This is a genomic window from Chitinophaga silvisoli, assembly GCF_003412465.1.
Classification (GTDB): Bacteria; Bacteroidota; Bacteroidia; order Chitinophagales; family Chitinophagaceae; genus Chitinophaga; species Chitinophaga silvisoli.
In genome coordinates this window covers 189,487-215,937 of the sequence record NZ_QTJV01000003.1, presented here as the reverse complement: position 1 = coordinate 215,937, position 26,451 = coordinate 189,487, and the positions used below count along the sequence as shown (strand labels likewise).

22 protein-coding genes are annotated in these 26,451 nt (G+C 46.2%); 15 read left to right on the top strand and 7 right to left on the bottom strand.

Going from position 1 to position 26,451, the window contains the following annotated elements; genetic code table 11:
* The first annotated feature begins 183 nt into the window (after window positions 1–183).
* From DXN04_RS11870 to DXN04_RS11825, 10 genes are all read left to right on the top strand, one after another.
* Window positions 184–1,410, top strand: coding sequence for an HD domain-containing protein (locus DXN04_RS11870; protein WP_116853573.1), 1,227 nt, complete (start codon window positions 184–186; stop codon window positions 1,408–1,410).
* A gap of 106 nt (window positions 1,411–1,516) precedes the next feature.
* Window positions 1,517–2,566 (top strand): UDP-3-O-(3-hydroxymyristoyl)glucosamine N-acyltransferase, encoded by a 1,050-nt coding sequence (gene lpxD, locus DXN04_RS11865; RefSeq protein ID WP_116853572.1) that lies wholly within the window; start codon window positions 1,517–1,519, stop codon window positions 2,564–2,566.
* Window positions 2,567–2,639: 73 nt separating this feature from the next.
* Window positions 2,640–4,064, top strand: coding sequence for a bifunctional UDP-3-O-[3-hydroxymyristoyl] N-acetylglucosamine deacetylase/3-hydroxyacyl-ACP dehydratase (locus DXN04_RS11860; protein WP_233525572.1), 1,425 nt, complete (start codon window positions 2,640–2,642; stop codon window positions 4,062–4,064).
* Between the two features lie 2 nt (window positions 4,065–4,066).
* Window positions 4,067–4,861, top strand: a complete 795-nt coding sequence (lpxA, locus tag DXN04_RS11855; RefSeq protein ID WP_072363990.1) for an acyl-ACP--UDP-N-acetylglucosamine O-acyltransferase — start codon at window positions 4,067–4,069, stop codon at window positions 4,859–4,861.
* Between the two features lie 73 nt (window positions 4,862–4,934).
* Window positions 4,935–5,552, top strand: coding sequence for an ABC transporter ATP-binding protein (locus DXN04_RS11850; protein ID WP_116853570.1), 618 nt, complete (start codon window positions 4,935–4,937; stop codon window positions 5,550–5,552).
* 52 nt (window positions 5,553–5,604) lie between these two features.
* Window positions 5,605–6,894, top strand: coding sequence for an MFS transporter (locus DXN04_RS11845; RefSeq protein WP_116853610.1), 1,290 nt, complete (start codon window positions 5,605–5,607; stop codon window positions 6,892–6,894).
* A gap of 13 nt (window positions 6,895–6,907) precedes the next feature.
* A complete protein-coding gene (locus tag DXN04_RS11840; RefSeq protein ID WP_116853569.1) occupies window positions 6,908–7,747 on the top strand; it encodes an MBL fold metallo-hydrolase in 840 nt (279 codons plus the stop codon).
* Between the two features lie 57 nt (window positions 7,748–7,804).
* Window positions 7,805–8,185: a co-chaperone GroES gene (locus tag DXN04_RS11835; protein WP_116853568.1), complete on the top strand. Its 381-nt coding sequence runs from the start codon at window positions 7,805–7,807 to the stop codon at window positions 8,183–8,185.
* A gap of 147 nt (window positions 8,186–8,332) precedes the next feature.
* Entirely contained in the window at window positions 8,333–9,892 is a 1,560-nt protein-coding gene (locus tag DXN04_RS11830) for a helicase HerA-like domain-containing protein (RefSeq protein ID WP_116853567.1), read from the top strand.
* Between the two features lie 14 nt (window positions 9,893–9,906).
* Window positions 9,907–10,956, top strand: coding sequence for a Gfo/Idh/MocA family oxidoreductase (locus DXN04_RS11825; protein ID WP_116853566.1), 1,050 nt, complete (start codon window positions 9,907–9,909; stop codon window positions 10,954–10,956).
* Window positions 10,957–10,971: 15 nt separating this feature from the next.
* Here DXN04_RS11825 and DXN04_RS11820 read toward each other — a convergent pair whose 3' ends face one another.
* Both DXN04_RS11820 and DXN04_RS11815 read right to left on the bottom strand, forming a co-directional pair.
* Window positions 10,972–12,867, bottom strand: coding sequence for a RecQ family ATP-dependent DNA helicase (locus DXN04_RS11820; protein ID WP_116853565.1), 1,896 nt, complete (start codon window positions 12,865–12,867; stop codon window positions 10,972–10,974).
* A gap of 13 nt (window positions 12,868–12,880) precedes the next feature.
* A complete protein-coding gene (locus DXN04_RS11815; protein WP_116853564.1) occupies window positions 12,881–14,989 on the bottom strand; it encodes a heavy metal translocating P-type ATPase in 2,109 nt (702 codons plus the stop codon).
* Window positions 14,990–15,166: 177 nt separating this feature from the next.
* Between DXN04_RS11815 and tsaE the strand changes: the two genes are divergently transcribed.
* Entirely contained in the window at window positions 15,167–15,592 is a 426-nt protein-coding gene (tsaE, locus tag DXN04_RS11810) for a tRNA (adenosine(37)-N6)-threonylcarbamoyltransferase complex ATPase subunit type 1 TsaE (protein WP_116853563.1), read from the top strand.
* A 90-nt stretch (window positions 15,593–15,682) separates the two neighbouring features.
* Window positions 15,683–16,900, top strand: coding sequence for an alanine dehydrogenase (locus tag DXN04_RS11805; RefSeq protein ID WP_116853562.1), 1,218 nt, complete (start codon window positions 15,683–15,685; stop codon window positions 16,898–16,900).
* A 66-nt stretch (window positions 16,901–16,966) separates the two neighbouring features.
* Here the strand turns inward: DXN04_RS11805 and DXN04_RS11800 are convergent, their stop codons facing one another.
* The 3 genes from DXN04_RS11800 to DXN04_RS11790 all read right to left on the bottom strand — a co-directional run bounded on the left by DXN04_RS11800 (window position 16,967) and on the right by DXN04_RS11790 (window position 19,010).
* Window positions 16,967–17,770, bottom strand: coding sequence for an undecaprenyl-diphosphate phosphatase (locus DXN04_RS11800; RefSeq protein WP_116853561.1), 804 nt, complete (start codon window positions 17,768–17,770; stop codon window positions 16,967–16,969).
* An 81-nt stretch (window positions 17,771–17,851) separates the two neighbouring features.
* Window positions 17,852–18,115 carry a DUF3098 domain-containing protein gene (locus tag DXN04_RS11795; protein WP_116853560.1) on the bottom strand — a complete coding sequence of 88 codons (264 nt, stop codon included), beginning with the start codon at window positions 18,113–18,115 and terminating at the stop codon, window positions 17,852–17,854.
* 19 nt (window positions 18,116–18,134) lie between these two features.
* On the bottom strand, window positions 18,135–19,010 hold the full coding sequence (locus tag DXN04_RS11790) for a cell division protein FtsX (protein ID WP_116853559.1): 876 nt from the start codon (window positions 19,008–19,010) through the stop codon (window positions 18,135–18,137).
* A gap of 120 nt (window positions 19,011–19,130) precedes the next feature.
* On the opposite strand from DXN04_RS11790, the gene DXN04_RS11785 reads away from it, so the two are divergent.
* Window positions 19,131–22,037 carry a leucine--tRNA ligase gene (locus tag DXN04_RS11785; protein ID WP_116853558.1) on the top strand — a complete coding sequence of 969 codons (2,907 nt, stop codon included), beginning with the start codon at window positions 19,131–19,133 and terminating at the stop codon, window positions 22,035–22,037.
* Between the two features lie 111 nt (window positions 22,038–22,148).
* Entirely contained in the window at window positions 22,149–22,817 is a 669-nt protein-coding gene (locus DXN04_RS11780; RefSeq protein WP_116853557.1) for a peptidoglycan DD-metalloendopeptidase family protein, read from the top strand.
* Here DXN04_RS11780 and DXN04_RS11775 read toward each other — a convergent pair.
* The gene (locus DXN04_RS11775) at window positions 22,806–24,101 is read right to left on the bottom strand and encodes a M28 family metallopeptidase (RefSeq protein WP_116853556.1); all 1,296 of its coding nucleotides are present in this window, start codon (window positions 24,099–24,101) and stop codon (window positions 22,806–22,808) included. The two genes, DXN04_RS11780 and DXN04_RS11775, sit on opposite strands and share 12 nt — an antisense overlap.
* An 80-nt stretch (window positions 24,102–24,181) precedes the next feature.
* On the opposite strand from DXN04_RS11775, the gene ruvB reads away from it, so the two are divergent.
* Entirely contained in the window at window positions 24,182–25,210 is a 1,029-nt protein-coding gene (gene ruvB / locus DXN04_RS11770; protein WP_116853555.1) for a Holliday junction branch migration DNA helicase RuvB, read from the top strand.
* Window positions 25,211–25,490: 280 nt separating this feature from the next.
* Here the strand turns inward: ruvB and DXN04_RS11765 are convergent, their stop codons facing one another.
* Window positions 25,491–26,402, bottom strand: a complete 912-nt coding sequence (locus tag DXN04_RS11765; protein ID WP_116853554.1) for a bestrophin family protein — start codon at window positions 26,400–26,402, stop codon at window positions 25,491–25,493.
* Window positions 26,403–26,451 lie beyond the last annotated feature (49 nt).

The following is a 26,451-nucleotide window of genomic DNA, read 5'->3' as shown; positions in this document are numbered from 1 at the left end:
AATTGTTAAATAACAGTTGATTGGGCGATAGTTGTCCAAATATTATCAATTTTTGCAATAAAAATAGGAAAATCGCAGAAGACATAGGGGAAGGAGCTTCCTATTGCGTCTTATACATTAGAAAAAGTTAAAGATAATAATTCCTTAACGTAGCTTTGCCCAAGCTAAAGGGTAACGGTAAAAATGGCAGAACGCAAGAGAAAAATTGTAAATGATCCGGTGTATGGCTTCATCACGATAGATCATCCGCTGATCTTTGCCTTAATTTCCCACCCTTATTACCAGCGTCTGCGCCGTATTCATCAGATGGCGCTGGCACACATGGTTTATCCGGGTGCAATGCATACCCGCTTTCATCACAGCCTGGGGGCTTATCACCTGATGAGCTGTGCCTTGTCTGAATTGAAGGGGAAAGGGGTAGAAATTACGGACGAAGAGGAAATCGCCGCTAAGATGGCTATTTTGCTGCATGATATAGGTCACGGACCTTATTCTCATGCCCTGGAAAACGGAATTATTGAAGGGGTATCCCATGAAAAGATCAGCCAGTGGCTGATGGAGGAGTTGAATAAGGAGATGAATGGTGCCCTGAGCCTGACAATAGAAATCTTCAACGGGCGTTATCATAAAACGTTTCTTCATCAGCTGGTGTCGAGCCAGCTGGATGTAGACAGGATGGATTACCTGAACCGGGACAGCTTTTTTACGGGTGTATCTGAGGGAGTGATTGGTTATGACCGTATTATAAAGATGCTGACTGTGCAACGGAATGAGCTGATGGTGGAAGAAAAGGGAATTTACTCCATCGAAAAGTTCATTGTGGCCCGTCGATTGATGTATTGGCAGGTATACCTGCATAAGACGGTGCTGAGTGCAGAGAATATGCTGGTCAAAATACTGAAGCGAGCTAAAGAACTGGCACTTAAGGGAGTATCACTGTATGCCTCACCGGCATTGGAATATTTTCTGTACCATACTATTACCGCGGCCAACTTCGAACAGGAGCCAGCTTGTCTGCAACAGTTTTGCCTGCTGGATGACTATGATATTTTAAGCGCGATCAAGGTATGGGCCAACCATACGGACCCTGTCCTTTCCTTGTTATGTAAATGGTTGACAAACAGACATTTGTTTAAATGTCTGCTCAGTAATGAGGCTTTTGATACCTCGGCCATAACTTTATTGAAAACACAGGTACAAGAAAGATACGGCATTTCTGGCCATGATCTTGATTACTTTGTCTTCACAGGAACAGCTAGTTTGAGCGCGTACAACATTAATAATGAAAGGATTAACATCCTTTTTAAGGACGGGACCGTCAAGGATATTTCGTCGATCGATAATGCACTGGTTAGTCATACACTGGCTATACCCGTAAAAAAATTCTACATTTGTCATCCAAAAATCTAAGCAACACAGGATTATGAATGATAGATTGTAGATAATGTATAAATAGATGGCTGTCAATTAAATCATAAAACTGGTACCGCCTGGATAACTATATTAATTATTAACTATGCAGTTTAGCGCATTACAATTGGCTACCATGTTGGATGGTAAGCTGGAAGGCAACCCGGATGTAAAAGTGAATAACATCGCCAAGATCGAAGAGGCTGGTGAAGGGATGCTCAGTTTCATTGCCAATCCCAAATATGAAGAATTCATCTATACGACCAATGCTTCCATACTCATTGTGAACGAGAGCCTGGTTACGGAGCGTCCTGTAAAATCTACCCTGATCCGGGTAAAAGATGCTTACAGTGCATTCGCCCAGTTATTGGAGCAATATAAACAGCTGGTAGGCAACAAAACCGGTATTCAACAACCGTCTTTTGTACCTGCTTCTGTAAAAACAGGCAGTAATGTATTCATCGGAGCATTTGCCTACCTGGGTGAAAATGTCGTTTTGGGCAATAATGTGAAGATCTATCCGGGTGTATACCTGGGCGATAATGTAGTTGTCAGCGATGACACCGTGATATTCCCAGGCGTGAAAGTATATGAAAATTGTGTGGTAGGTAAGCGGGTGATCCTGCATGCTAACTGTGTAATCGGTGGCGACGGCTTCGGCTTTGCCCCTCAGCCTGATGGTAAATACAAGAAAGTTCCCCAGATCGGAAATGTCGTGATTCACGATGATGTTGAGATCGGTGCGAATACGACTATCGACAGAGCGACCATGGGTTCTACTATCATCCGCCAGGGAGTGAAACTGGATAACCTGATCCAGATCGCCCATAACGTGGATATAGACACCAATACTGTAATCGCGGCACAGACCGGCATCTCCGGCAGTACCAAGATCGGAAAGAACTGTGTAATCGGCGGTCAGGTAGGCCTGGTAGGTCATATCCAACTGGCTGACGGTACCAAGATCAACGCCCAGAGTGGTCTTTCCAAATCTATTACCGAGCCTAATACAGCCCTCATGGGTTCTCCTGCCTTTGACTACAAAAGTTCACTAAAAAGTCAGGCAATTTTTAGAAATTTGCCGGACCTTGAAAAACGCGTAAAGGAGCTGGAGGATATGGTAAAGCAGTTACTTTCTGTAAGAGAAGGTGTTTAATTCCTGAAAATTCCCTGCACCACAAACATTTGCAGACCAATCTAGCGAGACAACAGAAAAATAGTTAATTAATATGATGGATAATCAACAGTCGCCCAATCAACACACGATAAAAGCTCCTGTTACTATATCGGGTGTAGGTTTGCACACAGGTGCCAGCGTAAATATGACCCTCAAGCCTGGTATTCCCGGATCGGGCATTAAGTTCAGACGTATTGATCTGCCCAACCAACCTGTCGTAAAAGCGGATGTAGATTATGTAGTAGATACTTCCAGAAGTACCACCCTGGAGCATAACGGTGCAAGAGTAAATACAATCGAACATATCATGGCAGCACTGGTAGGTACCGGTGTTGACAACGTTGAAATAGAAATTGATGGTCCTGAAGTACCTATCATGGACGGAAGCGCCATGCCTTTCATGGAAATCATCGATGAAGTGGGTGTTGCTGAACAGGATGCCAAAAAGGTATACTACACCATCGACACCAATATTACCTATTACGACGATAAGAAGAATGTGGAAATGGTAGCGCTGCCTGCAGTAGATTACCGTGTCACATGTATGATCGACTTTAATTCTCCTGTACTGGGTACACAGCACGCGAATCTGAACAGCCTGGCTGATTTCAGATCCGAAATCGCCGCCTGCCGTACTTTCGTATTCCTGCACGAACTGGAGTACCTGATCAATAATAACCTGATCAAAGGTGGCGATATCAACAACGCGATTGTGATCGTTGATAAACCTGTAAGCGAAGAAGAACTGGCTCGCCTGGCGACCGTTTTCCAGCGTAAGAATATCAGCGTAGAACAGCGGGAAGGTATCCTGAACAATATCAAACTGCGTTTCCCTAATGAGCCTGCACGTCACAAACTGCTGGACATCCTGGGCGACCTGGCACTGGTAGGTTATCCTATCAAGGCGCATATCATCGCCAACCGTCCGGGCCATGCTTCCAACGTGGAATTTGCCCGTCGTTTAAAACAATACATTAAGAAGAACAAGCACATTAAGGATGTGCCTGTATATGATCCTAATAAACCGGCTATATTTGACCTTCCACGTATAGAGCGGACCCTGCCACATCGCTTTCCAATGCTGCTGGTAGACAAGATCATTGATCTGACTGATACACAGGTAGTAGGTATTAAGAATGTAACCTTCAACGAGCCCTTCTTCCAGGGGCACTTCCCGAACAATCCGGTAATGCCGGGTGTATTACAGGTAGAAGCCCTGGCACAATGTGGAGGTATACTCGCGCTGAATACAGTTCCTGATCCTGAAAACTACGATACATACTTTATTAAGATCGACAACTGTAAGTTCAAGCAAAAGGTTTTCCCGGGTGATACGATGATCCTGAAAATGGAGCTGCTAAGCCCTATCAGAAGAGGAATTGTAGAAATGCGGGGAACTGTATTTGTAGGTAACAAGATCGTTACAGAGGGCGACCTGACTGCTCAAATCATTAAAACAAGAGACGCCAAAAAATAGCAATGATCCATCCGCTTACTTACATCCACCCTGACGCGAAGGTGGCACCAAACGTTAAAATTGATCCGTTCACTGTAATTCACAAGAATGTCGAGATCGGTGATGGTACCTGGATCGGGTCTAATGTCACCATCATGGAAGGGGCAAGGATTGGAAAGAACTGCCGTATCTTCCCTGGCTCCGTTATATCCGCTATACCACAGGACCTCAAATTTGACGGAGAAGAAACCACCACAATTATTGGAGATAATACTACTATCCGCGAGTATGTAACCATCAACAGAGGAACCAAAGACAAATGGAAAACCGTCATCGGCTCCAACTGTCTGATCATGGCATACAGCCATATCGCGCACGACTGTGAGGTAGGTAACTACTGTGTATTTTCCAACGACACCACGCTGGCCGGTCATATCACCGTAGGTGATCACGTAGTACTGGCAGGTATGGTGGCTGTACAACAGTTCTGTAAGATCGGTGCACATGCTTTCGTAACCGGTGGTTCACTGGTAAGAAAAGATGTACCTCCTTACGTAAAAGCTGCTCGTGAGCCCCTGTCTTATGTAGGAGTGAACTCTATCGGTTTAAAAAGAAGAGGCTTCTCCCTGGAAAAGATCAATCATATCCTGGATATCTACCGCGTGATCTTCGTAAAAGGCTACAAGCTGTCAAAAGCTGTCAGCATCATCGAAGCAGAATATCCAGCTACGGATGAAAGGGATGAGATCCTGGCATTCATCCGTGAGTCCGGACGTGGTATCATGAAAGGATATACGTCTCTCTCCAGTGACGACTGAAAATAATATCTTTTTGGGCAATACCATGTGTGCAAACATATGGTATTGCCTTTTCTATAAATAATGAGGACGAATGAAAATAACGCTGGACCAGACCGGTAAACGCTTTAACTACGATTGGATTTTCCGTCGGGTCAACGCTACCTTTGAAGCGGGACAACGTTATGCTATTCTTGGCCCAAACGGTTCAGGCAAGTCCACATTATTGCAGGTGATCAGTGGCCACCTGTTGCACAACGAAGGTACTGTTACCTACTATGAAAATAATAGCCCCCTTGCTACCGATCTGTTTTTCCATCACTGTACCATCGCAGCTCCTTACCTGGAACTGATCGAAGAATTTACCCTCGCAGAGAGCATCGATTTCCACTTACAGTTCAAGCAGTTCATACCAGGTATCACGCCACAAATAGCAGCGGAAACCGTAGGACTGCAATCCTCCATGCGCAAGCAGGTAAAGCACTTTTCTTCAGGCATGAAGCAAAGGCTGAAACTGGCACTGGCCATCTTCTCTGACGTGCCTGTGCTACTGCTCGATGAGCCATGTACCAACCTCGATGCAGCTGGTGTAAAACTCTACCAGGAACTGATTACCACATATGCAAAAGACCGGATGATCATTGTCAGCTCTAACGATGAGCAGGAGTATTTTATGTGTGAACAGCGCATGAGTATCTTGGACTACAAATGATGTGGGGATTAGTGCTTTAATCGTATATTGAACCCCATAATACGAGATGCATATGCAAAAGACTGCCAGTAAGAAAGTAATTAACGGGTGGGCCATGTATGACTGGGCTAACTCCGTTTACAATCTGGTAATTACAACTACCTTTTTCCCTATCTACTTTACTAAAGCTACAAATGCTGCCTTTGGCAGTGACCGCATTCCTTTCTTCGGAAAATACTTTATTAACTCTGCCCTCTATGATTACGCTATGGCTGCAGCATTCCTGATCGCTGCTATAGCATCCCCAATCCTGTCTTCTATTGCAGATACCAGGGGTAATAAAAAGCGTTATCTCATGATGTTCACCTGGCTGGGAGGCATCAGCTGTAGTGCTTTGTACCTGTTCAGGGGCGGCAACGTGGAATACGGTGTCATCTTCTTTATCCTCGCTACCCTCGGCTATTGCGGAGGCTTAGTATTTTACAATTCCTATCTGCCTGAAATTGCAGCGGAAGAAGACCGCGACCGGGTAAGTGCCAAAGGCTTTGCGATGGGTTATATCGGGAGCGTGTTATTGCAGCTGATAGGGTTTGCACTGGTTACCGTTAAGCCATTTGGTATCGATGATAGTCAGGCAGTGCTGATAACCTTCCTGTTAGTAGGTGTATGGTGGATCGGCTTCGCCCAGATCACCTTTATACGACTGCCCGCATCAAAAGGTACGATTAGCGAACACAGTGCCGGTGCACTGACAGAAGGATTCTCGGAGCTGCGTAAAGTGTATGCACAGGTAAAAACAATGCCGGTGCTGAAACGCTTTCTCAGAGCTTTCTTTTTCTACAGCATGGGTGTGCAGACAGTCATGATGGCAGCAACTATCTTTGGGTCACAGGAACTCCATCTGGAATCTTCTGTCCTCATCAGCGTAGTAGTCGTGATCCAGGTAGTAGCTATTGCGGGTGCTTCGGGTATGGCCTGGCTCTCCGGCAAGTTCGGGAACCTGCCTGTGTTGATTGGTGTTATATTCGTTTGGATAGGCATCTGCTTTGCAGGTTACCGTATGCAGACGGCTACCGACTTTTATATACTGGCCACAGCCGTAGGGCTGGTGATGGGAGGTGTTCAGTCCCTGAGCCGCTCCACCTACGCGAAACTAATGCCGGAAACGGAAGATACTGCTTCCTTTTTCAGCTATTATGACGTGACGGAAAAGCTTTCTATCGTGATTGGTATGATCACCTTTGGAGTCATCCACGAGGTAACCGGCAGTATGCGTAATTCTGTAATTGCACTGGCTGTTTTCTTTCTGATTGGCCTCGCATGGCTGTTCTCCGCACGGAAAAAACAAAAGGAACTACAATAGAAACTTCAATTGTATGAAACTATATACCGTAGACACAGGCTATTTTAAACTGGATGGGGGTGCTATGTTCGGCGTAGTACCCAAGAGTATCTGGCACAAACTGAATGCACCAGACGAAAATAATTTATGCTCCTGGGCCATGCGCTGCCTGCTCATCGAAGATGGCAAGCGCCTGATCCTTGTGGACACAGGTATTGGTGATAAGCAGGATGCAAAATGGTTCGGCCATTACCACCTGCATGGCGATTCTACCCTGGATAGCTCCCTGGCTAAACTGGGTTTCCATAAAGATGACATTACAGATGTATTCATGACCCACCTGCACTTTGACCATTGCGGTGGTTCTATTGTCAGACAGGGCGAGAGATTGCTGCCGGCATTCAAAAATGCCACCTACTGGAGCAATGAAGACCACTGGAACTGGGCGATCAAACCTAATGACAGGGAGAAAGCCTCCTTCCTGAAGGAAAATATCCTGCCTATGCAGGAAAGCGGTCAGCTGAAATTTGTGGAAGTAAAAGACGGCGTATCCTTTACTGACAATATCAATATCCGGTTTGTAAATGGACATACAGATGCCCAAATGCTCCCGCAAATCAGATACAAGGACAAGACCATCCTGTATATGGCGGACCTGCTGCCAAGTATCGGCCATATTCCAATGCCTTACGTTATGGCATACGACATGTTTCCACTGACAACCCTTCAGGAAAAGAAAACTTACCTGACTGAGGCGCTGGAACAGCAATATGTGCTGTACCTGGAGCATGATCCGGCAGTAGAGTGCGTAATGCTGCAACAAACAGAGAAAGGCATCAGGGCTGGTGAAACCTTCCCGCTGTCGGCCCTGTAGTATATGTCATCTTGGCACGATCCCTGCCTGCTGCATACATTTTGTATTATAGAGACTATGGCAACACACCTGACAATAGATAATAAATTGAAAAAGCTGATTGTTGTAGGCGACAGGGTACTGGTAAAACCACTTACCCCTAACGAACGCACAGAAAGTGGGCTTTATTTGCCTCCCGGAATGCAGGAAAAGGAAAAGGTACAATCGGGATATGTGATCAAAACAGGCCCCGGATATGCCATTCCATTACCCTCCGAGGACGATGATGCCTGGAAGGGAGAAGAAGAAAAAGTGAAATATATTCCTCTGCAGGCAAAGGAAGGTGATCTGGCTATCTTCCTGCTCAATGGCTCTACAGAAGTGTCTTACCAGGGCGATAAGTACTTTATCGTACCGCAGAGCGCGATACTGATGCTGGAAAGAGAAGAAGATCTCTAAATGCTTTTTTCATAAAATCTAAAAGAGCGTGTATCAAATCAGGATACACGCTCTTTTTATTTGGTGGGGCCTTTTTTTACTTTAGCCCCCTTTCCGGATGCTAATTCCCTTCTCTTTTTTTTATCTTCAGAGAAATTTTAACACCCCATGACTGATAAAGAAGCATTCCTGTCGCAGATCCAAAATGGATACACCTTCAAAGGTGAAAAATTTAAACTGGGTTGTGCCATGCTGAATGGCGATGTAGTAAGTGGAGCAGACGTGTTCCTGCCACTGAAAACGATGAACAGGCATGGGTTGATAGCCGGTGCCACCGGTACCGGAAAAACCAAGACCTTACAGGTCATTGCAGAAGGCCTGAGTGATGCCAGCGTACCTGTACTGCTCATGGATATCAAAGGTGACCTGAGTGGCGTAGCTGCCGCCGGCACCAACAGTGATAGAATTAAAGAACGATATGAGAAAATCGGAGGTAGCTGGTCCCCTTCCGGCTACCCGGTAGAACTGCTCTCCCTCAGTAATGAGAAAGGCGCACGCCTGAGAGCGACAGTAAGTGAATTCGGGCCGGTATTACTCTCCAGGATCCTGGAGCTAAACGATACACAGGAAGGACTGGTTGCCATGATCTTTAAATACTGTGATGATAGTCAACTGCCCCTGCTGGACCTAAAGGATTTCAAGAAAGTATTGCAATACGTAAGTGATGAAGGCAAGGCAGAGCTGGAAAAAGATTATGGTAAGATCTCAACCACGTCAGCAGGTACCATTCTGAGAAAAGTAATAGCTTTAGAGCAACAGGGTGCCGATAAGTTCTTTGGAGAAGCCTCTTTTGAAGTAGACGACCTGCTGCGCATCAGCGACGATGGCAGAGGTGTCATCTCTATCGTAAGAGTAGCAGATATTCAGGATAAACCAAAGCTGTTTTCCACCTTCATGCTTAGCCTGCTGGCAGAGCTTTATGCCACCCTGCCGGAAGAAGGTGATATGGACAAACCCAAGCTGGTACTGTTCATTGACGAAGCACACCTGGTATTCCAGGAAGCAAGTTCCGCATTGCTTCAGCAGATAGAAACCATCATTAAACTGATTCGTTCCAAAGGTGTAGGCATCTTTTTCTGTACACAGAACCCAATGGACGTACCTCCTTCCATCCTTGGACAATTAGGCATGAAAGTACAGCATGCTTTGCGTGCATTTACGGCCAACGACCGTAAGACAATCAAACAAACAGCAGAGAACTATCCGCTGTCCGATTTTTATAAAACTGATGAACTGCTCACACAAATCGGTATCGGTGAAGCACTGTTCACCTGTCTGAACGAAAAAGGAATACCTACACCACTGGCAGCAACCATGCTGGTGACACCACGCTCCCGTATGGATGTGCTTTCCGATCCTGAAATGGATGCACTGGTGGCTGGCAGCAGGATCGCGAAGAAGTACAACCAGGAAATCGACAATCAGAGCGCTTACGAGATCCTGACGGCTAAATTGCAGGAAGCAGCAGAAAAGAGTACTCCTGCTGCTTCGACAAAAACAAGTGGCGGCAAAAAACAAGCTGAAGAAAAGAGTGTGCTGGATACTGTATTAAGCAGTCCTGTCGCCAGACAGGTGGGCCGTACAGCAGCCAACATGATTACAAGAAGTTTGCTGGGTGCACTGGGATTAGGAGGCAAGAGCAGTAAAAAAAGTAGTAGCTGGTTTTAATTAAAATCTAGGATATGGAGAAAATCATCAAAGCAGGGATCTGTTCCTATGGCATGTCAGGACATATCTTTCATGCGCCGTTTATTCACACACATCCGGGGTTTACCTTCTATGCTGTAGTAGAAAGAAGTAAAAATCTCGCAAGACAGCGCTATCCTGATGTGAAAGTATATACCAGTGTAGCTGATATGATCAAAGATCCTGAACTGGATCTGATCGTAGTCAATACGCCTAACTATACCCATTATGAATACGCCAAAGCCGCACTGGAAGCAGGTAAAAATGTGATCGTTGAAAAGCCGTTCACCGTGCATGCTGCCGAAGGGCAGGAGCTCGCGGAACTGGCAGCCTCCAAAGGATTGCTGCTGAGCGTGTATCATAACAGACGCTTTGATAGTGATTTTAAGATCGTAAAACAGGTATTGGGTAGCGGTGATCTGGGCGAGTTGCTGGAAGCAGAAATTCATTACGACCGTTACCGCGAAGAACTGAGTTATAAGAAACACAAAGAGGAAAAACTGCCTGGCACCGGTGGCTTGTATGACCTGGGTTCACACCTGGTAGATCAGGCCCTGATCCTGTTTGGCATGCCCGATGCTATCTGGGCCGATATCAGGACGATCAGGAAAGATTCCCTGGTGGATGATTATTTTGAACTGGTGTACTTCTATGAACATCTCCGCGTGAGATTAAAATGTAGCTATATCACCAGGGAGCCGATTCCATCTTATCAGTTTCATGGTCGCAAAGGCTCCTTTATCAAAACGAAGGCTGATACGCAGGAAACCATGTTACAGCAGGGATTGATGCCGGGAGCACCAGGATGGGGTATAGAAGGCATTCATGAATGGGGCCTGCTCCATACTGAAAGAGACGGGAAAGTGGTGAGAGAGTATCTGCCTTCTCCTAAAGGAGATTACCTGGAATACTATGACGGGATCTATAATGCGCTGACAGGTAAAGGACCCAATCCGGTACCGGCAGCAGATGCAGTGAATGTGATTAAGGTGATTGAGGCAGCATTTGAAAGCAGTCATGCGAAGAAAGTCATCTCACTCAAATAACAAAAGCGGACGCTTTTACCTGCGGTAAAAGCGTCCTTCTTCATCTCTTATAATTACTTCTTCACTGATCAGGTATTGGGTCACCTCCATCAATTCCGCTTCATTCACATCTTTTAGCCTGTTCTGAATCACATCCCATTCAATTGGAACAGATGTAAGCTCCGCTAATAATAAGCCGGAAATCGCCTTAAAATCCACTGGCTTTTTCTTCTGTTCTATACACACGTCACAAATACCGCAAGGCTGTGCATCCTTCTCTCCAAAATAGGTTACTAACACCTGTGTGCGGCATTGTTCCTTATTCTGCACATAATGCAGCATCGCATCCAGCCTGTCCTGGTAAGCTTTCATTCTCGCCTTTACCCTTTCTGTATCAATCCGCAAATGCTGTGTCGATACCCGCTGCTCTACAAATGATAACTGTGGTACAGACTTACGTTGTTTGTACCTGATGATACCCCGCTGGTGCAGGTGTTGCAATCCCTGGATCACTTCCGGTTCTTTCAGCCGCAGTATCCGCATCAGCTGTCTTTCATATACAGGTACAGGATTGTCAAATATCCCTTCATATGTGCGTAACAATGTTTGTACAAGTGGAGACATCGATGGCTGTGCTGCATCAAAAGCAAACAAAGTCTGCCTGTTCACAATGAACTCCACCATCGAGGGCATAAAGACACTCTCACTCAGCTGCAGAATACCTTCCTGCTCCAATATGCGCAGGGCACTATATGCCACTGTTATATTCAGTTCGAATTTCTGTACAAAGTCGTTGATATCAAAATCGAAATACACCCCTTCTCCCCCTCCTACCGGCACCTGCAGGTAATTCACCAATGCCTGGTAAATAGCCCTTACCTGGTCTTGCCCTGGGAACTGTAAGGGCACCATCTCCTTCATTCTATCCAGTTCTGAAGCATGATATAGCAGCACAGCATAGGCTTTCTGCTCATCTCGTCCTCCCCTGCCGGCCTCCTGGTAGTAGGCCTCCAGGCTTTCCGGTGCATCGGCATGGATCACCACTCTTACATCAGGTTTATCTATCCCCATCCCAAATGCATTGGTACATACCATTACCCTGATCCGCCCCTGAATCCACAATTCCTGGCGGGCAGTCCGCTCCTCCCCGGTTAAACCTGCATGATAATAGCTTGCTGAAATTCCATTTTGCTCCAGCATATCCGCCAGATCACGGGTACCTTTCCGGTTGCGGCAATAGACAATAGCACTACCGGGTACCCGCTCCAGGATGTGTAATAATTTAGGTTGCTTATCGCCTTCTTCTATGACGCTATAGGAAAGATTACTACGCACAAAACTCTTGCTAAAAATAGCCGGCTTGCGCATGCGCAGTTTATCACAAATATCCTGCTGAACTTTGGGTGTAGCCGATGCAGTAAGTGCTAATACCGGCACACCGGGAAACTGGGTTCTGATCTCCGCAATCTCAAGGTAAGCGGGCCTGAAGTCGTAGCCCCACTGGGAGATACAGTGTGCTTCATCTATCGCCAGCAGCGTTACAGGCAGTCCATCACAATATTCCAGAAAACGACGGCTCTGCAATCGCTCCGGGGATACATACAGAAATTTATAACTGCCACGCCTTGCCTCTTCCAATAGCTTTTCCACATCCTGATAATACATACCTGCATAAATAGCAGCCGCAGGAATATTCCGGTTTCGCAGGTTCGCCACCTGGTCCTTCATCAGGGCAATGAGGGGAGTTACCACCAGGCAGAGTCCTTCTTTCATCAGCGCTGGTACCTGGAAGCAGATGGACTTACCACCACCGGTGGGCATCAGCGCCAGGGTATCCTGCCCCTTGCTGACAGACTGAATAATGTCTTCCTGCAAAGGACGGAATTGCGCATAGCCCCAGTATTTTTTCAGTATTTCTGTTGGAGTAGTCACGCTGTAAATGTAACTATATTACTTTCTTGTACCGCAGTCGCACAGAATTTGCGGCCAGCACGATATCAGAAAGCGCCATCACACCCGCGCCGGATATAGGACTCAGTACCCCAAAGGCGGCAAATGGTATGGCAATTACATTGTACAGGAATGCCCAGAAGAGGTTCTGTTGTATAGTGAGGAAGGTATGTCTACCCAGACCCAATGCCAATGGCAGGGAGGATAATTTACTATTTAATAAGATCACATTGGCACTCTGCATAGCAATATGCGTAGCATCGCTCAGCGAGATCCCAATTGTAGCCCTTGCCAGTGCCGGCGCGTCGTTGATACCATCACCCACCATGGCTACCGGAGCCTCTTTCATAAGACTATCTATCTTTTGTAATTTCTGTTCCGGTGTCTGGCTGGAAAATACTTCTTTGATGCCTGTCAGCGCTGCCAGTTCCCGGCATTTACGTGCTGTATCGCCACTCAGCAATACCGGGGTAATTCCTCTGCTTTGCAGCATGGAGACCATTTGGGCAGCATCAGGTCTTACTTCATCGATCAGGTCTATCCAACCCGCCAGCTGACCATTTTTCAGCAGGTAAAGGTTATGGCTATCATCCGCAGTGGTATGTTTCGCCATTTCAAAAGAGCCCAATTGCCATTCATTGCCTGCTGCATCTTTTGCCTGCATACCCCGACCTTTCATTTCGCGGATCTGTGTCAGCTTCACTTCGCCTTCTTTCTTCCAGATGCTTACCAGGGAGCGGGCAATAGGGTGAGAAGAGAATTTCTCCAGACTATACACCGTCCGGGCAAATTCCTTTTCGGTCATACCTTCATAGTGATAATTGCCCAATTGCAATTTGCCGGTAGTAAGGGTTCCCGTTTTATCAAGGACTACATATTTTATATCTTTAAACGCTTCCAGCGTCTGCGCACCTTTGATGAGAATACCATTTTTAGCAGCTCTGCCCAACCCTACCATTACAGCTGCAGGAGTAGCAAGACCCATTGCACATGGACAGGCTATTACCAACACCGCAATACTTCTCATAATGGCAGCACCGATGGTGATATGGCCGAAGATGGCCCAACCCAGGAAAGTGAGCACCGCAATCCCTAATACCAATGGTACAAAAATGGCACTGATCTTATCCGCCAGTTTCTGCATGGGTGGTTTATTGCCCTGGGCCTGTTTTACCAGGTCTATGATATATGAGAGTACGGTATCTTTTCCGGTAGCGGTGATGAACATCTTGATACTACCTTCTTCCAATATAGTACCACCGATGGCTTTTTCTTTTTCGCCTTTGCGCACGGAAGTGCTTTCACCGGTGATCATGGATTCATTGATGAGACCACTGCCCCAGTAGATGGTGCCATCCATAGGGATCATGTCACCTGTGTTCACCAGTACTTTATCGCCGGTACGGAGGGCCTGGTTGTCTACAACATGAATATGCTCATGATCACCATGTTCCTCAATACGACGAGCCGTTGTCACCTGCATTTTTGCGAGGGCGGTAATGGCGGTGGTCGTCTGTTTTACAGAACGTTCTTCCAGCAGGTTGCCCAGGAATACCAGGGTGATGATGGCAGCAGCCGTTTCGTAAAACATATAATCAGGTCCCAGGTGCAGGATCGTACCTGTAAGGCTATAGCCGTAAGCTGCAATGGCTCCCAGGGCAATCAGCACATCCATGTTCGCCATACCATTGGAAAGGGAGCGGATCGCACTCCGGCCAAAGTGCCACATCCCTACGAGAAACACAGGTGTAGCAAGGCAAAGCTGTACGATGGGATCATGGAGCCATGCCCAGTGTACCCACATATGCAATAGCAAAGGAGCTGTAAAAATGGCGCAGCATACAAACTTAAAGGTCAGTGAACGCAGGAAAGCCGCCCTGGGCTGAGGTTGGTCAGGCAATACCACCTGGTAGCCCAGCTGATCGATGCCCGAAAGGATCTCTCTGGGATTCGTCTCCACTCCTTCAGGCAGGGTAAAACTTAATTCCTCCGTGGCAAAACTTACATTCACGTCCTGCATGCCCTTGTGCTGAAGATATTTGGATACCGTCAACGCACAACTGGTACAGTTCATTCCTTTAACTTTACAACTGATCGTTTCCATTAGTGACTGATTAACGTTACAAAGGTATCCACAGCAGATTCATGTGAATAAAATATTAATGCAACGGAGTGGCACGCCTGGATGAAAGTAACAGAAAATCAATTGTTTCTGAAAGTCTTTAATTAATGCAACCCGGTATCAACCAATACATTACGGTTATTTAATTACATTTACGTCATGGAATGGACCTTTACTATTGACGAGCTGCCCCAGGTAGCCCAAAGTTTCTGGGCACAATATGGAGCGCAACAGATATTTACCCTTGAGGGTGCTATGGGAGCCGGCAAAACTACTTTTGTAAAGGCGCTGTGCGCAGTAAAAGGTGTGGAAGACACCACTGCCAGCCCTACCTTCTCCATTATCAACCAGTACACATACCGTACTAATGACGGTGCAACACGTAATATTTACCACCTGGATCTGTATCGCCTGCGTGACGAGGAAGAAGCCATAGGCGCGGGTGTAGAGGATACTATTTACCAGGATGGGGCCATCTGCTTTGTGGAATGGCCGGATATCATAGCGCAGCTGCTACCTGCAGACACCATTCGATTGCAGTTGACCGTGCTGCCTGATCAGCGGAGACAGCTGCGTACAGAGTAAGCAAAGGAATTTACAATTAAAGTTGCTTTGAACAAATAATGTATCTTTGGTTACAAGGAAAAATTCACCCGGATCAATTTTGACAACTATATGGAGCAAAGGCAAAAACCTGTTGTGAGTGCTGGCTTTACATATTCACCACTGGAAGAAACGTTGGATATTCCTCAGAAAAATTCCCGTTTATTTATAGGTATTCCAAAAGAAACGTCCTTCCAGGAAAACCGCATAGCCCTTACACCGGATGCGGTTAGTATACTGGCCAGCAATGGTCATCATATCGTGGTAGAACATAAAGCAGGCGATGGCTCTCATTTTTATGACACAGATTTTTCAGAAGCCGGCGCCGAAATATTGTACGATAAGAAAGAAGTATACAAAGCGGAGATCATTGTAAAATCAGCCCCACTCAACGATGAGGAAATAGAGCTGTTGCATCCTCACCAGATAGTGATCTCTCCCATCCACCTGGCTGCCCTCAAAATAGAGCAGGTACAGAAGATGATGGAGAAACGGATTACCCTGCTCTCCTTCGAGAACCTTAAAGATGATGCGGGCACCTATCCTATTGTAAGGGCCATGAGTGAGATAGCCGGTGGTGCCGTTATGCTGCTTGCCAGCCAGTACCTGAGCAACAGCAACAAAGGGAAAGGCATTCTGCTGGGTGGTGTCACAGGCATCCCTCCTACTAAAGTTGTGATCATCGGGGCAGGTATAGTAGGTGAATTTGCAGCCCGTACAGCCATGGCCTTAGGCTCTTCCGTAAAAGTATTTGACAATAACATCTATAAACTGAAACGCCTGCAAAACAACATTGGCGTTCGTGTGTTTACCTCCGTTATTCAGCCCAAAGTCCTGGCAGAACAACTGCGCAATGCAGATGTAGCTGTAGGTGCTCTTTCTTCCCAGAATGGCCGTACCCCAATCGTAGTCACAGAGTCCATGGTGAGCAATATGAAAGCAGGATCTGTGATCGTGGATGTAAGTATAGACAGGGGAGGATGTTTTGAAACATCAGAGATTACCAGCCATGAGAATCCGGTGTTCAAGAAGTATGATGTGGTACACTACTGTGTTCCCAATATCCCATCCGGTTTTGCACGTACAGCATCTGAAGCTATCAGTAATGTACTGATGCCCTTATTGCTGGAAGCAGCTGATGACGGCGGCTTTGAAAACCTGGTATGGATAAAGAGAGGTGTGCGGAACGGGATCTATTTGTACAAAGGAGCACTGACCAATTATCACCTGAGTGAAAAGTTCAAACTAAAATATACTGACCTGGAACTGCTACTGGCAGTGAAGGGATAAGACACGTTCGAACCAGATTTATTCCTGGCAGCAAATGCCGCCAGGAATAATAAAATCAATTATTGCTTAGGCTACAGTGAGATTGTACCCCATAAACATAGCAGCCAGGATCGCACCTCCTACCAGGATACGGTATACACCCCATACACGGAAACCGTATTTCTTCAATACACCAATAAAGAACTTAATAGCAATCAATGCTACAACGAATGCGATGACAAATCCAATAGCCAGCAGCTGAAAGTTGCCCGTATTGTTGGCCAGGGCATCTTTACTCTTATACAGATCGTAGCAGGTAGCTGCGAACATAGTAGGCACAGCCAGGAAAAATGAGAATTCTGCAGCTGCATTGCGGGTCAGCTTCTGCTGCATACCACCAATTATGGAAGCTGCACTGCGGCTCACACCAGGAATCAATGCCAGGCACTGGAAAAAGCCAATGCGGATAGCCCTGAAATTGCTGACCTTCTCATCCTTATCAATCGTTGGATTCGTAAACCAGTTGTCTACAAACAGTAATACGATCCCTCCCAGGAACAGGCTGGCAGCCACGACCATCGGAGACCCCATCAGATCCTTGATCTTGTGGTGAAACAGGAAACCCAGGATCAGGGCGGGAATTGTAGCCAGTATCAGCTTGATATAAAAGGGAATGCGGTTCTTGTCGAACACAAAAAATTTCTTCCAGTACAAAACAACGACAGCTAATATTGCCCCCAGCTGTATAACGATCTCAAACAATTTGGTAAATTCATCGTCCCCAATACCCAGGATCGCACTGGTAATCACCATGTGGCCAGTGGATGAAATAGGTAAAAACTCGGTTAATCCTTCAACGATGGCAATGATAATGGCATCCAGAATGCTCATGGAATTAGCTGATTTATCCGTTTAAATAAAAAAAAAGCGATGAAGTGGTATCATCGCCTGAATTATAAAAAGTTGTAGATCTTATTGCTTCGGTTTACGCATAATTGCAAATACCTCTACCGCCAGTCCCAGCAGGATCACGATAGGTGCCAGGGTAATACGCTGGAAGCTATACACCTCTTCCGGCTTGAATTTGGTAGCATCGTCGTTATAACCACCGGTCATCAGCAGGAAGCCGATCACAGTAATCACCAGGCCCGCTAACATCAACTTATAGTTATCTTTTGCGAAAACAGGACGGGTGTCGATCACTGCTTTTTCAGCTTGTTTCGTTTCTTTAATCATATGATGTAGAAATTATCAATCAATATAAATCATCCAGTTTCAGCTTCAGGTACTTCATGACGGAGCGATGTGTGCTCACCAAAGAAATAAAGATCCCTATCACAATCATGCCTATAAAGAGGACAGATGTCATAAAGTAGTCCCTCATGGTACTGAGCTCTGGAAGTAATTTGTCTGCAAAATAGAGAATCCCGATCAAACCGGCAATAGCCAATATGGCACTCAGGGCGCCGTTAATAATACTGCGGAGATCGAAAGGCTTGGCAATGAACCACCTGGTAGCGCCTACCATCTGCATGGTCTTGATCAGGAAGCGGTTGCTGAACATAGCCAGACGTATTGTATTGTCTATCAGTACGATTACGACAATTGCCAGCATCACACAGATCCCCAGGATCACGAACCCGATCTTACGTACATTCTCATTCAGTTTCGATACCAGGCCTCTCTGGTAAGAAATTTCCCTCACTATAGGCTGTTGGGCCAGATTTGCCTCTATCACTGACAGGCTGTCCGGATTTACATACCGGGCATTGCCCTTTACATTGATACTGGCATATAATGGGTTATATTGCAGCAAGGTGATAAAATCTTCCCCGAACTCCTTTTTAAAGCGCTCGGCCGCCATATCTTTAGATACGTATTCGATCGACTTGACATAAGGCCTGCCGGCAATGGAATCCCGAAGGGCGATTGCCTGCTCTTCCTTTACATTGTCCCTAAGGATCACCTGAATTTCAATACTCTCTTTAAAATATTCACTGAGCTTGTTGGCATGGATGACTATAAGCCCTAATGTTCCCAGCAGGAACAGTACCAGTGCCACTCCAATGATGGAATACAGATAAGAAGGTTTGGATTTTCTTGATGATGATTTCCCGGGTTGCTGCGCCATTAAACTACCGTTTATAGGCGAAAATAATAAAAATTAGCAGTTATGTTTACTTTTGTCATCCTTTAACGTTATTTTAAGTCAACAGGGCGTAGCGTTACGCCCGGTTAATTCAACAATTATATGGAATATAATTTCAGGGCTATTGAGAAAAAGTGGCAGGAATCCTGGAGCAGCTCGAAAGCTTACAGGGTTAGCATCAATAGCCAAAAGCCCAAGTGCTATGTACTTGATATGTTTCCTTATCCGTCAGGGGCGGGCCTCCATGTAGGTCATCCACTAGGATATATTTCGTCTGACATCTACGCTCGTTATAAAAGACTAAAAGGCTTTAATGTACTACATCCTATGGGTTGGGATGCCTTTGGTCTGCCAGCAGAGCAGTATGCCCTGGAAACAGGTCAGCATCCTGCGGTGACTACTGCTGTAAATATCGCTTCCTTCCGTAAACAATTGGATAACATTGGTTTCTGCTTCGACTGGGAAAGAGAAGTGAACACCAGCAGTGCCGATTACTATAAATGGACACAGTGGCTCTTCCTCCAGCTGTTCGATAGCTGGTTTGATCGTAGTATCCAAAAAGCAAAACGTATTCCTGAACTGATCGCCATCTTTGAAAAAGAAGGTAATGCAGCCCATGAATGCCCCGGTGATCGTAACCTCTCCTTCTCTGCCGAAGAGTGGAAAGGCTATAATGAAGCCCATCAGCGCGAGATCCTGATGCACTACCGCATTGCTTTCCTCGCTTATGCTGAGGTGAACTGGTGTGCTGCACTGGGCACCGTACTGGCAAACGATGAGGTGGTAAATGGTGTGAGTGAACGTGGCGGTTACCCCGTAGTAAAGAAAAAAATGCGCCAGTGGTTCCTCCGTATCACTGAGTATGCGAACCGTCTGCTTGAAGGCCTGGAAACTGTGAACTACAGTGAAGCGATGAAGGAAATGCAGCGTAACTGGATCGGCAAGAGCCAGGGCGCTGAGATCACTTTCAGGTTTGAAGGCAGCAGCCAGGGCTTAAGGGTATATACTACCCGCCCCGATACCATCTTCGGGGTGGACTTTATGGTGGTAGCTCCTGAACATGAGCTGGTAACCAGTATCACTACTGCCGAGAACAAAGCCGCGGTAGAAAAATACCTGGAATATGTACAGAGCCGTTCAGAACGTGAACGTATGGCAGAGGTGAAACAAATCACCGGTTGCTTTACAGGTGCTTATGTGCTGAACCCATTCAATGGCAAGCGGATTCCTGTATGGATCTCTGAATATGTACTCGCAGGTTATGGTACCGGTGCGATCATGGCGGTGCCTTGCGGTGACCAGCGTGACTTTGGCTTTGCCAAACACTTTAACATTCCGATTACCAATATTATCGGCGATGCTTTTAATGGTGGAGAAGCAAATCCAACAAAAGATGCTGTACTGCAAAACAGTGATTTCCTGAATGGCATACCTATGCGGCAGGCCATGGAGCTGGTAGCCGATAAGGTCGAAGCCATGGGTATTGGTAAGAAACAAACTAACTTCAGGATGCGTGACGCAGGTTTTAGCCGTCAGCGTTACTGGGGTGAGCCTTTCCCTATTGTTTACAAAAATGGTATCCCATACCCTGTAGATGAAAGCGAACTCCCGGTAGAACTGCCACACGTAGAAACTTATAGACCAGGTGAAGATGGTGAAGGTCCACTGGCTAATATCACTGACTGGGTAAATATAGATGCCAATACAAAACGGGAAACCAACACCATGCCTGGTTATGCAGGTAGCAGCTGGTACTTCCTGCGCTATGCAGATCCTTCCAACAGGGAAGAGTTTGCAAGCCGTGCCGCCACCGACTACTGGAATCAGGTAGATGTGTACATTGGTGGTACAGAGCACGCAGTAGGTCATCTGCTGTATTCACGTCTGTGGACCAAGGTACTGTTCGACCTCGGTTATATCGGTTTTGACGAGCCTTACAAGAAACTCATCAACCAAGGTATGATCCAGGGTTCTTCCAGGTTTGTAAAGCGTTTAAGATTCATTCACAGTGACCACCATGTTGGTGCAGATGAAATTGAACCAATCACCCTGCCTGATAACAAACAGGTATATATCTCTAACAGCTATACCGATATTCGTATAAAAGACATTATTGAACTGATCAGAGCACAGGATGCGTCTTTAGCTGAATTTCTGGATTCAATGCAGGTGAATAATGTACTGGAAAGCCATATCCACATGAATGTAAACTTTGTAGATGGTGTGGTACTGGATATTGAGGCTGCCAGAAAATGGAAGCCCGATTTTGCAAATGCAATCTTCTTATCACAGGATGGACAGTTCACTTGTAAATCGGAAGTAGAGAAGATGAGTAAGCGACTGTACAACACCGTTAACCCGGATGTACTCGTTGATAAATACGGTGCCGATACCTTCCGCATGTACGAAATGTTCCTCGGCCCCGTAGAGCAGTCCAAACCATGGGATACCAAAGGTATCGAAGGGGTGCACCGCTTCCTCAAAAAACTCTGGCGCCTCTTCGTGGATGAGCAGAAAGGCCTGATTGTAAAAGACGGTGAAGCTACTCCCGAAGAACTCAAGATCCTGCACAAGACTATTCAGAAAATCGACAGCGATACTGAGAACTTCTCTTACAATACCGCTGTGAGCCAGTTCATGATCTGTGTGAATGAACTGAGTAGCCTGAAGAGCAACAAACGCAGCGTGCTGGAACCATTGCTGATTCTCCTTACGCCTTATGCACCGCACATCAGTGAAGAACTGTGGCACATGCTGGGCAATACTACCAGCATCCTCGATGCAGCTTACCCTGTATTCGAAGAGAAGTATGTAAAGGAAAATGCATTCAACTACCCGATCGCTGTAAATGGTAAGACCCGTACTGAACTGGGCTTCCCTCTCGATGCAGACAATGCCGTTATCGAACAGACCGTACTCGCTAACGAGGTAGTACAGAAATGGATAGAAGGCAAGCCTGTAAAGAAAGTAGTGATCGTGAAAGGAAGAATGATCAATATTGTCGTTTAATAAATCAGAGGTTGTATTAAAAGTAACAGGAAGGCATTGAGCAGTACCTCAACCTTTTGCTCTCCGGATTAAACCCGGAATTTACTTTTGATACAACCTCTCTTCTTTACTATGTTAACCGAAATCTTAAAAGCTCATCAGCCGTTCCAGCCAGTCGTATTATTCGATCCGACCAAAGATTACCTGTATCCCATGGATCTCACAGCGGGCAATACCGAACTGACCAACGATATACTGGACGACGAACATCGCTTCAGTGACTATGTCACGCAACTGCTCGCAAAGCATAATGCTGTATTTGGCATCGGCGGCTATGGCGAACACCGCACCATCTACTCCCGCAGCGCTCACTTCGATACCGGCGATGAACCCAGAAGGTTCCACCTCGGCGTAGATATCTGGGGACCTGCAGGCACACCTGTATATGCACCTATGGACGGCCGGATTCACAGTTTTCAGTTCAATAACCAAATGGGAGACTATGGGGCTACTATTATCTTAAAACATGTGCTTGAAGGGATTACTTTTCATTCCCTATACGGGCACCTGAGCGTGGCAGACCTGGAAGGGTTAAGCGTGGATGCACCTGTTGCTGCAGGGCAGATAATAGCCCATTTCGGACCTTTGCATGAGAATGGCCACTGGCCTCCACACCTTCACTTCCAGCTCATTATGGATATGGAAGGGAAGATGGGAGACTATCCTGGCGTATGTCGTTATAGTGAAAGAGCACGGTACCTGGCCAATTGCCCGGACCCTAACCTCATCTTAGCGTTTTAAGCCTTCTTTATCTATCCTCGCAGGTGTATCTGTACCTGCTACAATACTTCGCGCACTGATGGCAATAGCCTGTATCGTACTCGTGATGTTCTTAATATCCAGGGTACTTACTTCATCCCCTACACTATGGTACAATTTATCTGAATCAATCTGGTCTGTAGAAATCGTATGAGCCGGCACTCCCTGCCTGGCCAGCGTTGCATTGTCCGAGCGATAGAACAGGCTCTGCTCCGGATATGGGTCAGGGTAGAAATGGAAGATGGAGTTTTGAAGGTTCTTCTCCAGGATCTTTCCGAAATCGGAACGCTCATAACCTGTGATAAATGCACTGTTTTTACCAAACTTTGATTCCTTTCCGATCATCTCAATATTGAACATGGCAACTACCTTGTCAGGATCCTGCTTCTGAGAGAAATACCGGGAGCCATACCCGCCTATTTCTTCAGCAGTAAATGCTACAAAGATGAGCGATCTGGCAGGTGGATGCTGCTTGTAATACTTTGCCAGCATCACTACCGCTGTGACCCCACTGGCATCATCATCGGCACCATTCGCAATGCTGTCTTTACCTACAGGTTTTACGATACCCAGGTGATCATAGTGACCGGAGAAGATCACATACTCATCCGGTTTCGTTTTGCCCCTGATCATTCCTACAATATTGCTCAGGTATAAAGGTGTGACCTGTTGACTGGCCTTCACATCCCAGGTTTTGAGATCAGTATCTTCAGCCTGTTTGAGTACTAAAACTACTGATGGGAGGCTATCGAGGTTTTTACTCCCTTTTTGCTGCAGATTTTCATAAAACTTATTGAAGTCATCTGTATGCGCAGTATCGACCCATACAAGGGTGTTTTTCTTCACATCCCTCAGTTTTCGCAGGTAGTCATAGAACTGTTCCGAAGCGGGTAATGTCTGTACATCTACATCGCTGTTCTGATTCCAGTCGATAGCCGGTGCTACACCCAGCACAATGACTCTTTCAGCCCTTATTTCAGCCTTACCAACGTGGACCTGACGTGGACCTGGAGTAGTGTTATACCTGTGAAATGCCTGTCTGAAATTGGTAGCTCCTGCTAATGGCTGAAGTCCTGCTTTGGTAAATTCGTTTTCCAGGAACCGGGCTGCTTTTTCGATACCCGGTTCAAATGTTTTACGGCCCTCCATATCGTCGGCAGCAAGGGTGCTAAGAATGCGTTTCACCTCCTGCTCCCTGATGTCCTGTGCATGTGTAGTGAGGGCAGATACACTGATCAGGAGGGTTAAAATGTGCGCGTGTTTCATATTGGGATGTTGCTAATTATCAAATATAACCGAAAATTCGAAGCTGCCGCAGGCGTTTTTTTGGTAACTTTCACCCTGATATGTCGAATCCTCTAAGACCAGAAGAAAGCCGCCAAAGTGCTGCAGAAAAGGAGTTTGAAAACAGCATCCGGCCCAAAGAGATCGTAGATTTCTCGGGGCAGGACCAGATTATTGAGAACCTCAAGATCTTTATCAAGGCCGCCAAATTGAGAGGTGAAGCACTGGATCACGTGCTCTTTCACGGCCCTCCCGGATTAGGTAAAACAACGCTGTCACGCATTGTCGCCAATGAAATGGGGGTCAACATCCGGGAAACATCCGGCCCGGTGATCGAAAAACCCGGTGACCTGGCAGGCCTGCTCACCAACCTCGAGCCTAAAGATGTGCTGTTTATCGATGAAATTCACAGGCTTAGTACCGTGGTGGAAGAATACCTTTATTCCGCCATGGAAGACTACCGTATCGATATCATGATTGATACGGGTCCAAGTGCCCGTGCCATCCAGATTTCCCTGCATCCGTTTACACTCATAGGGGCTACTACCCGCTCAGGTTTGCTCACCGCTCCCCTGCTCTCCCGCTTTGGTATCAAGTCAAGGCTGGAATATTATAGCGCCGCCACCCTGCAAAAGATCATCTGGCGTGCCGCCGGCCTGCTGGACACAAAGATCACCAGCGAAGCTGCGATGGAAATAGCACGGAGATCCCGGGGTACCCCACGTATTGCCAATGGATTACTGAGAAGGGTAAGAGACTTTGCACAGGTAGTAGGCAATGGGATCATTGACCTGGAGATTGCGAAATTCAGCCTGAAAGCACTGAACGTGGATGAATATGGCCTGGATGAAATGGACAACCGGATCCTGCAGGTCATCATCGAAAACTTTAAAGGTGGCCCGGTAGGTATCACTACTATCGCTACTGCAGTAGGCGAAGAATCCGGCACGCTGGAAGAAGTATATGAACCATTCCTTATCCAGGAAGGTTTCATCAAGCGGACACCACGAGGTAGAGAAGTAACAGAGAAAGCTTATATACACCTCGGCAAAACGCCCAGAGGTGGGGCTAACAGTGGATTGCTGTTTTAATAGAAAGACCTTGGAATTTAATTAAAAAAATAGCCTGTTATTTAACAGAGCAGGGCTTTGAATAAGATAAGAAGCGCTGGGGTTCAAACAAACAATTCTTATCTAAAGAAAATATTATTCTCAAAATACTAAATAAACTAAAGGGCTGACCATTGTATCGCTGGTCAGCCCTTCCTCCTCAAAACGGTGATCAGGGAGTATGTGCAATCTTTAACCAATCTATTCTTCCTGAATTTTACTCCCCCTCGTACCAATCATTCTTTACCAATATATATAACTACTACATCACATAATACGTGTACACGGGCGGTGTTTCCGGTACATAATTGTCATTCAGCATCTGCCGCAGATCCCTTTCAATTGTACGCGCAATCGTCGTCATCGGGGTATCGGTCGGCTTGTTATCAAACGGATCCTGCAAGTGGATCGCCATCTTCTCAATCAGCAGAAAGGATGCAGCAATCGCGCCTACCAAAGGCACTGCTACCCAGCCAAAGAACTCTATCACGCCAAATGGCAGCAACATGATAAAGAAGTTCAATGCAAAATGAATATACAAGCTGTAGGTTGAAGGAAATACGGTATTCTTAATACGCTCGCACTTACCCATGCTATCACTGAATTTATTCAGGGTACTATCTATCTGTACCTGTTGATAAGTATTGATCCAGTCACGCTGCAGTGCAATCTGCAAATCCTTTGCATGCAGCTCCAGCAGCGCCATCGGTACATTTGCAAAGCGGCTTACATATGCTACTTCCCGCTTCGGAATCAGTCGTTCCAAACCTTCTGTAGCTGACAAGCCTCTCAGTTGCTGGCCCAGTGAATAACACCAGGCCATTTGTCGGCGGATCATTCTTTCACGCAAGCGCTCTGCTTCTTCCGGGAATTCTGTACTGCTTATAAACGTCAGCACTTCCCTGGTAAATGAGCGGGAATCGTTCACGATAGCGCCCCACACAGTGCGGGCTTCCCACCATCGGTCATAAGCCTGGTTAGACCTGAATGCCAGCAACAACGATATCACTGTACCCATTATCATCGGTACACTCAGCGGTATGTTGATGGTTTCTTTCAGATTGAATCGGTCATGTATTAATACTATCACAAGCGTGTATAATACCACTAACGCGATTTCATATTTGATCTTTCCAAACACATATCTAAACGGTATATTTTTTTTGAGTAGCATAATACCTGATTTAAAAAGTGATTTACAAATAGCGCTCCCCCCTCCGTCG

Coding starts and splice junctions, on each gene's coding strand:
- DXN04_RS11860 (WP_233525572.1), top strand. CDS start 2,640: ATGATGGATAATCAACAGTCGCCCAATCAACACACGATAAAAGCTCCT.
- DXN04_RS11870 (WP_116853573.1), top strand. CDS start 184: ATGGCAGAACGCAAGAGAAAAATTGTAAATGATCCGGTGTATGGCTTC.
- DXN04_RS11825 (WP_116853566.1), top strand. CDS start 9,907: ATGGAGAAAATCATCAAAGCAGGGATCTGTTCCTATGGCATGTCAGGA.
- DXN04_RS11800 (WP_116853561.1), bottom strand. CDS start 17,770: ATGAGCATTCTGGATGCCATTATCATTGCCATCGTTGAAGGATTAACC.
- DXN04_RS11845 (WP_116853610.1), top strand. CDS start 5,605: ATGCAAAAGACTGCCAGTAAGAAAGTAATTAACGGGTGGGCCATGTAT.
- DXN04_RS11830 (WP_116853567.1), top strand. CDS start 8,333: ATGACTGATAAAGAAGCATTCCTGTCGCAGATCCAAAATGGATACACC.
- DXN04_RS11835 (WP_116853568.1), top strand. CDS start 7,805: ATGGCAACACACCTGACAATAGATAATAAATTGAAAAAGCTGATTGTT.
- ruvB (WP_116853555.1), top strand. CDS start 24,182: ATGTCGAATCCTCTAAGACCAGAAGAAAGCCGCCAAAGTGCTGCAGAA.
- DXN04_RS11790 (WP_116853559.1), bottom strand. CDS start 19,010: ATGGCGCAGCAACCCGGGAAATCATCATCAAGAAAATCCAAACCTTCT.
- DXN04_RS11815 (WP_116853564.1), bottom strand. CDS start 14,989: ATGGAAACGATCAGTTGTAAAGTTAAAGGAATGAACTGTACCAGTTGT.
- DXN04_RS11840 (WP_116853569.1), top strand. CDS start 6,908: ATGAAACTATATACCGTAGACACAGGCTATTTTAAACTGGATGGGGGT.
- DXN04_RS11805 (WP_116853562.1), top strand. CDS start 15,683: ATGGAGCAAAGGCAAAAACCTGTTGTGAGTGCTGGCTTTACATATTCA.
- lpxD (WP_116853572.1), top strand. CDS start 1,517: ATGCAGTTTAGCGCATTACAATTGGCTACCATGTTGGATGGTAAGCTG.
- DXN04_RS11850 (WP_116853570.1), top strand. CDS start 4,935: ATGAAAATAACGCTGGACCAGACCGGTAAACGCTTTAACTACGATTGG.
- lpxA (WP_072363990.1), top strand. CDS start 4,067: ATGATCCATCCGCTTACTTACATCCACCCTGACGCGAAGGTGGCACCA.
- DXN04_RS11795 (WP_116853560.1), bottom strand. CDS start 18,115: ATGATTAAAGAAACGAAACAAGCTGAAAAAGCAGTGATCGACACCCGT.
- DXN04_RS11780 (WP_116853557.1), top strand. CDS start 22,149: ATGTTAACCGAAATCTTAAAAGCTCATCAGCCGTTCCAGCCAGTCGTA.
- DXN04_RS11775 (WP_116853556.1), bottom strand. CDS start 24,101: ATGAAACACGCGCACATTTTAACCCTCCTGATCAGTGTATCTGCCCTC.
- DXN04_RS11785 (WP_116853558.1), top strand. CDS start 19,131: ATGGAATATAATTTCAGGGCTATTGAGAAAAAGTGGCAGGAATCCTGG.
- DXN04_RS11765 (WP_116853554.1), bottom strand. CDS start 26,402: ATGCTACTCAAAAAAAATATACCGTTTAGATATGTGTTTGGAAAGATC.
- tsaE (WP_116853563.1), top strand. CDS start 15,167: ATGGAATGGACCTTTACTATTGACGAGCTGCCCCAGGTAGCCCAAAGT.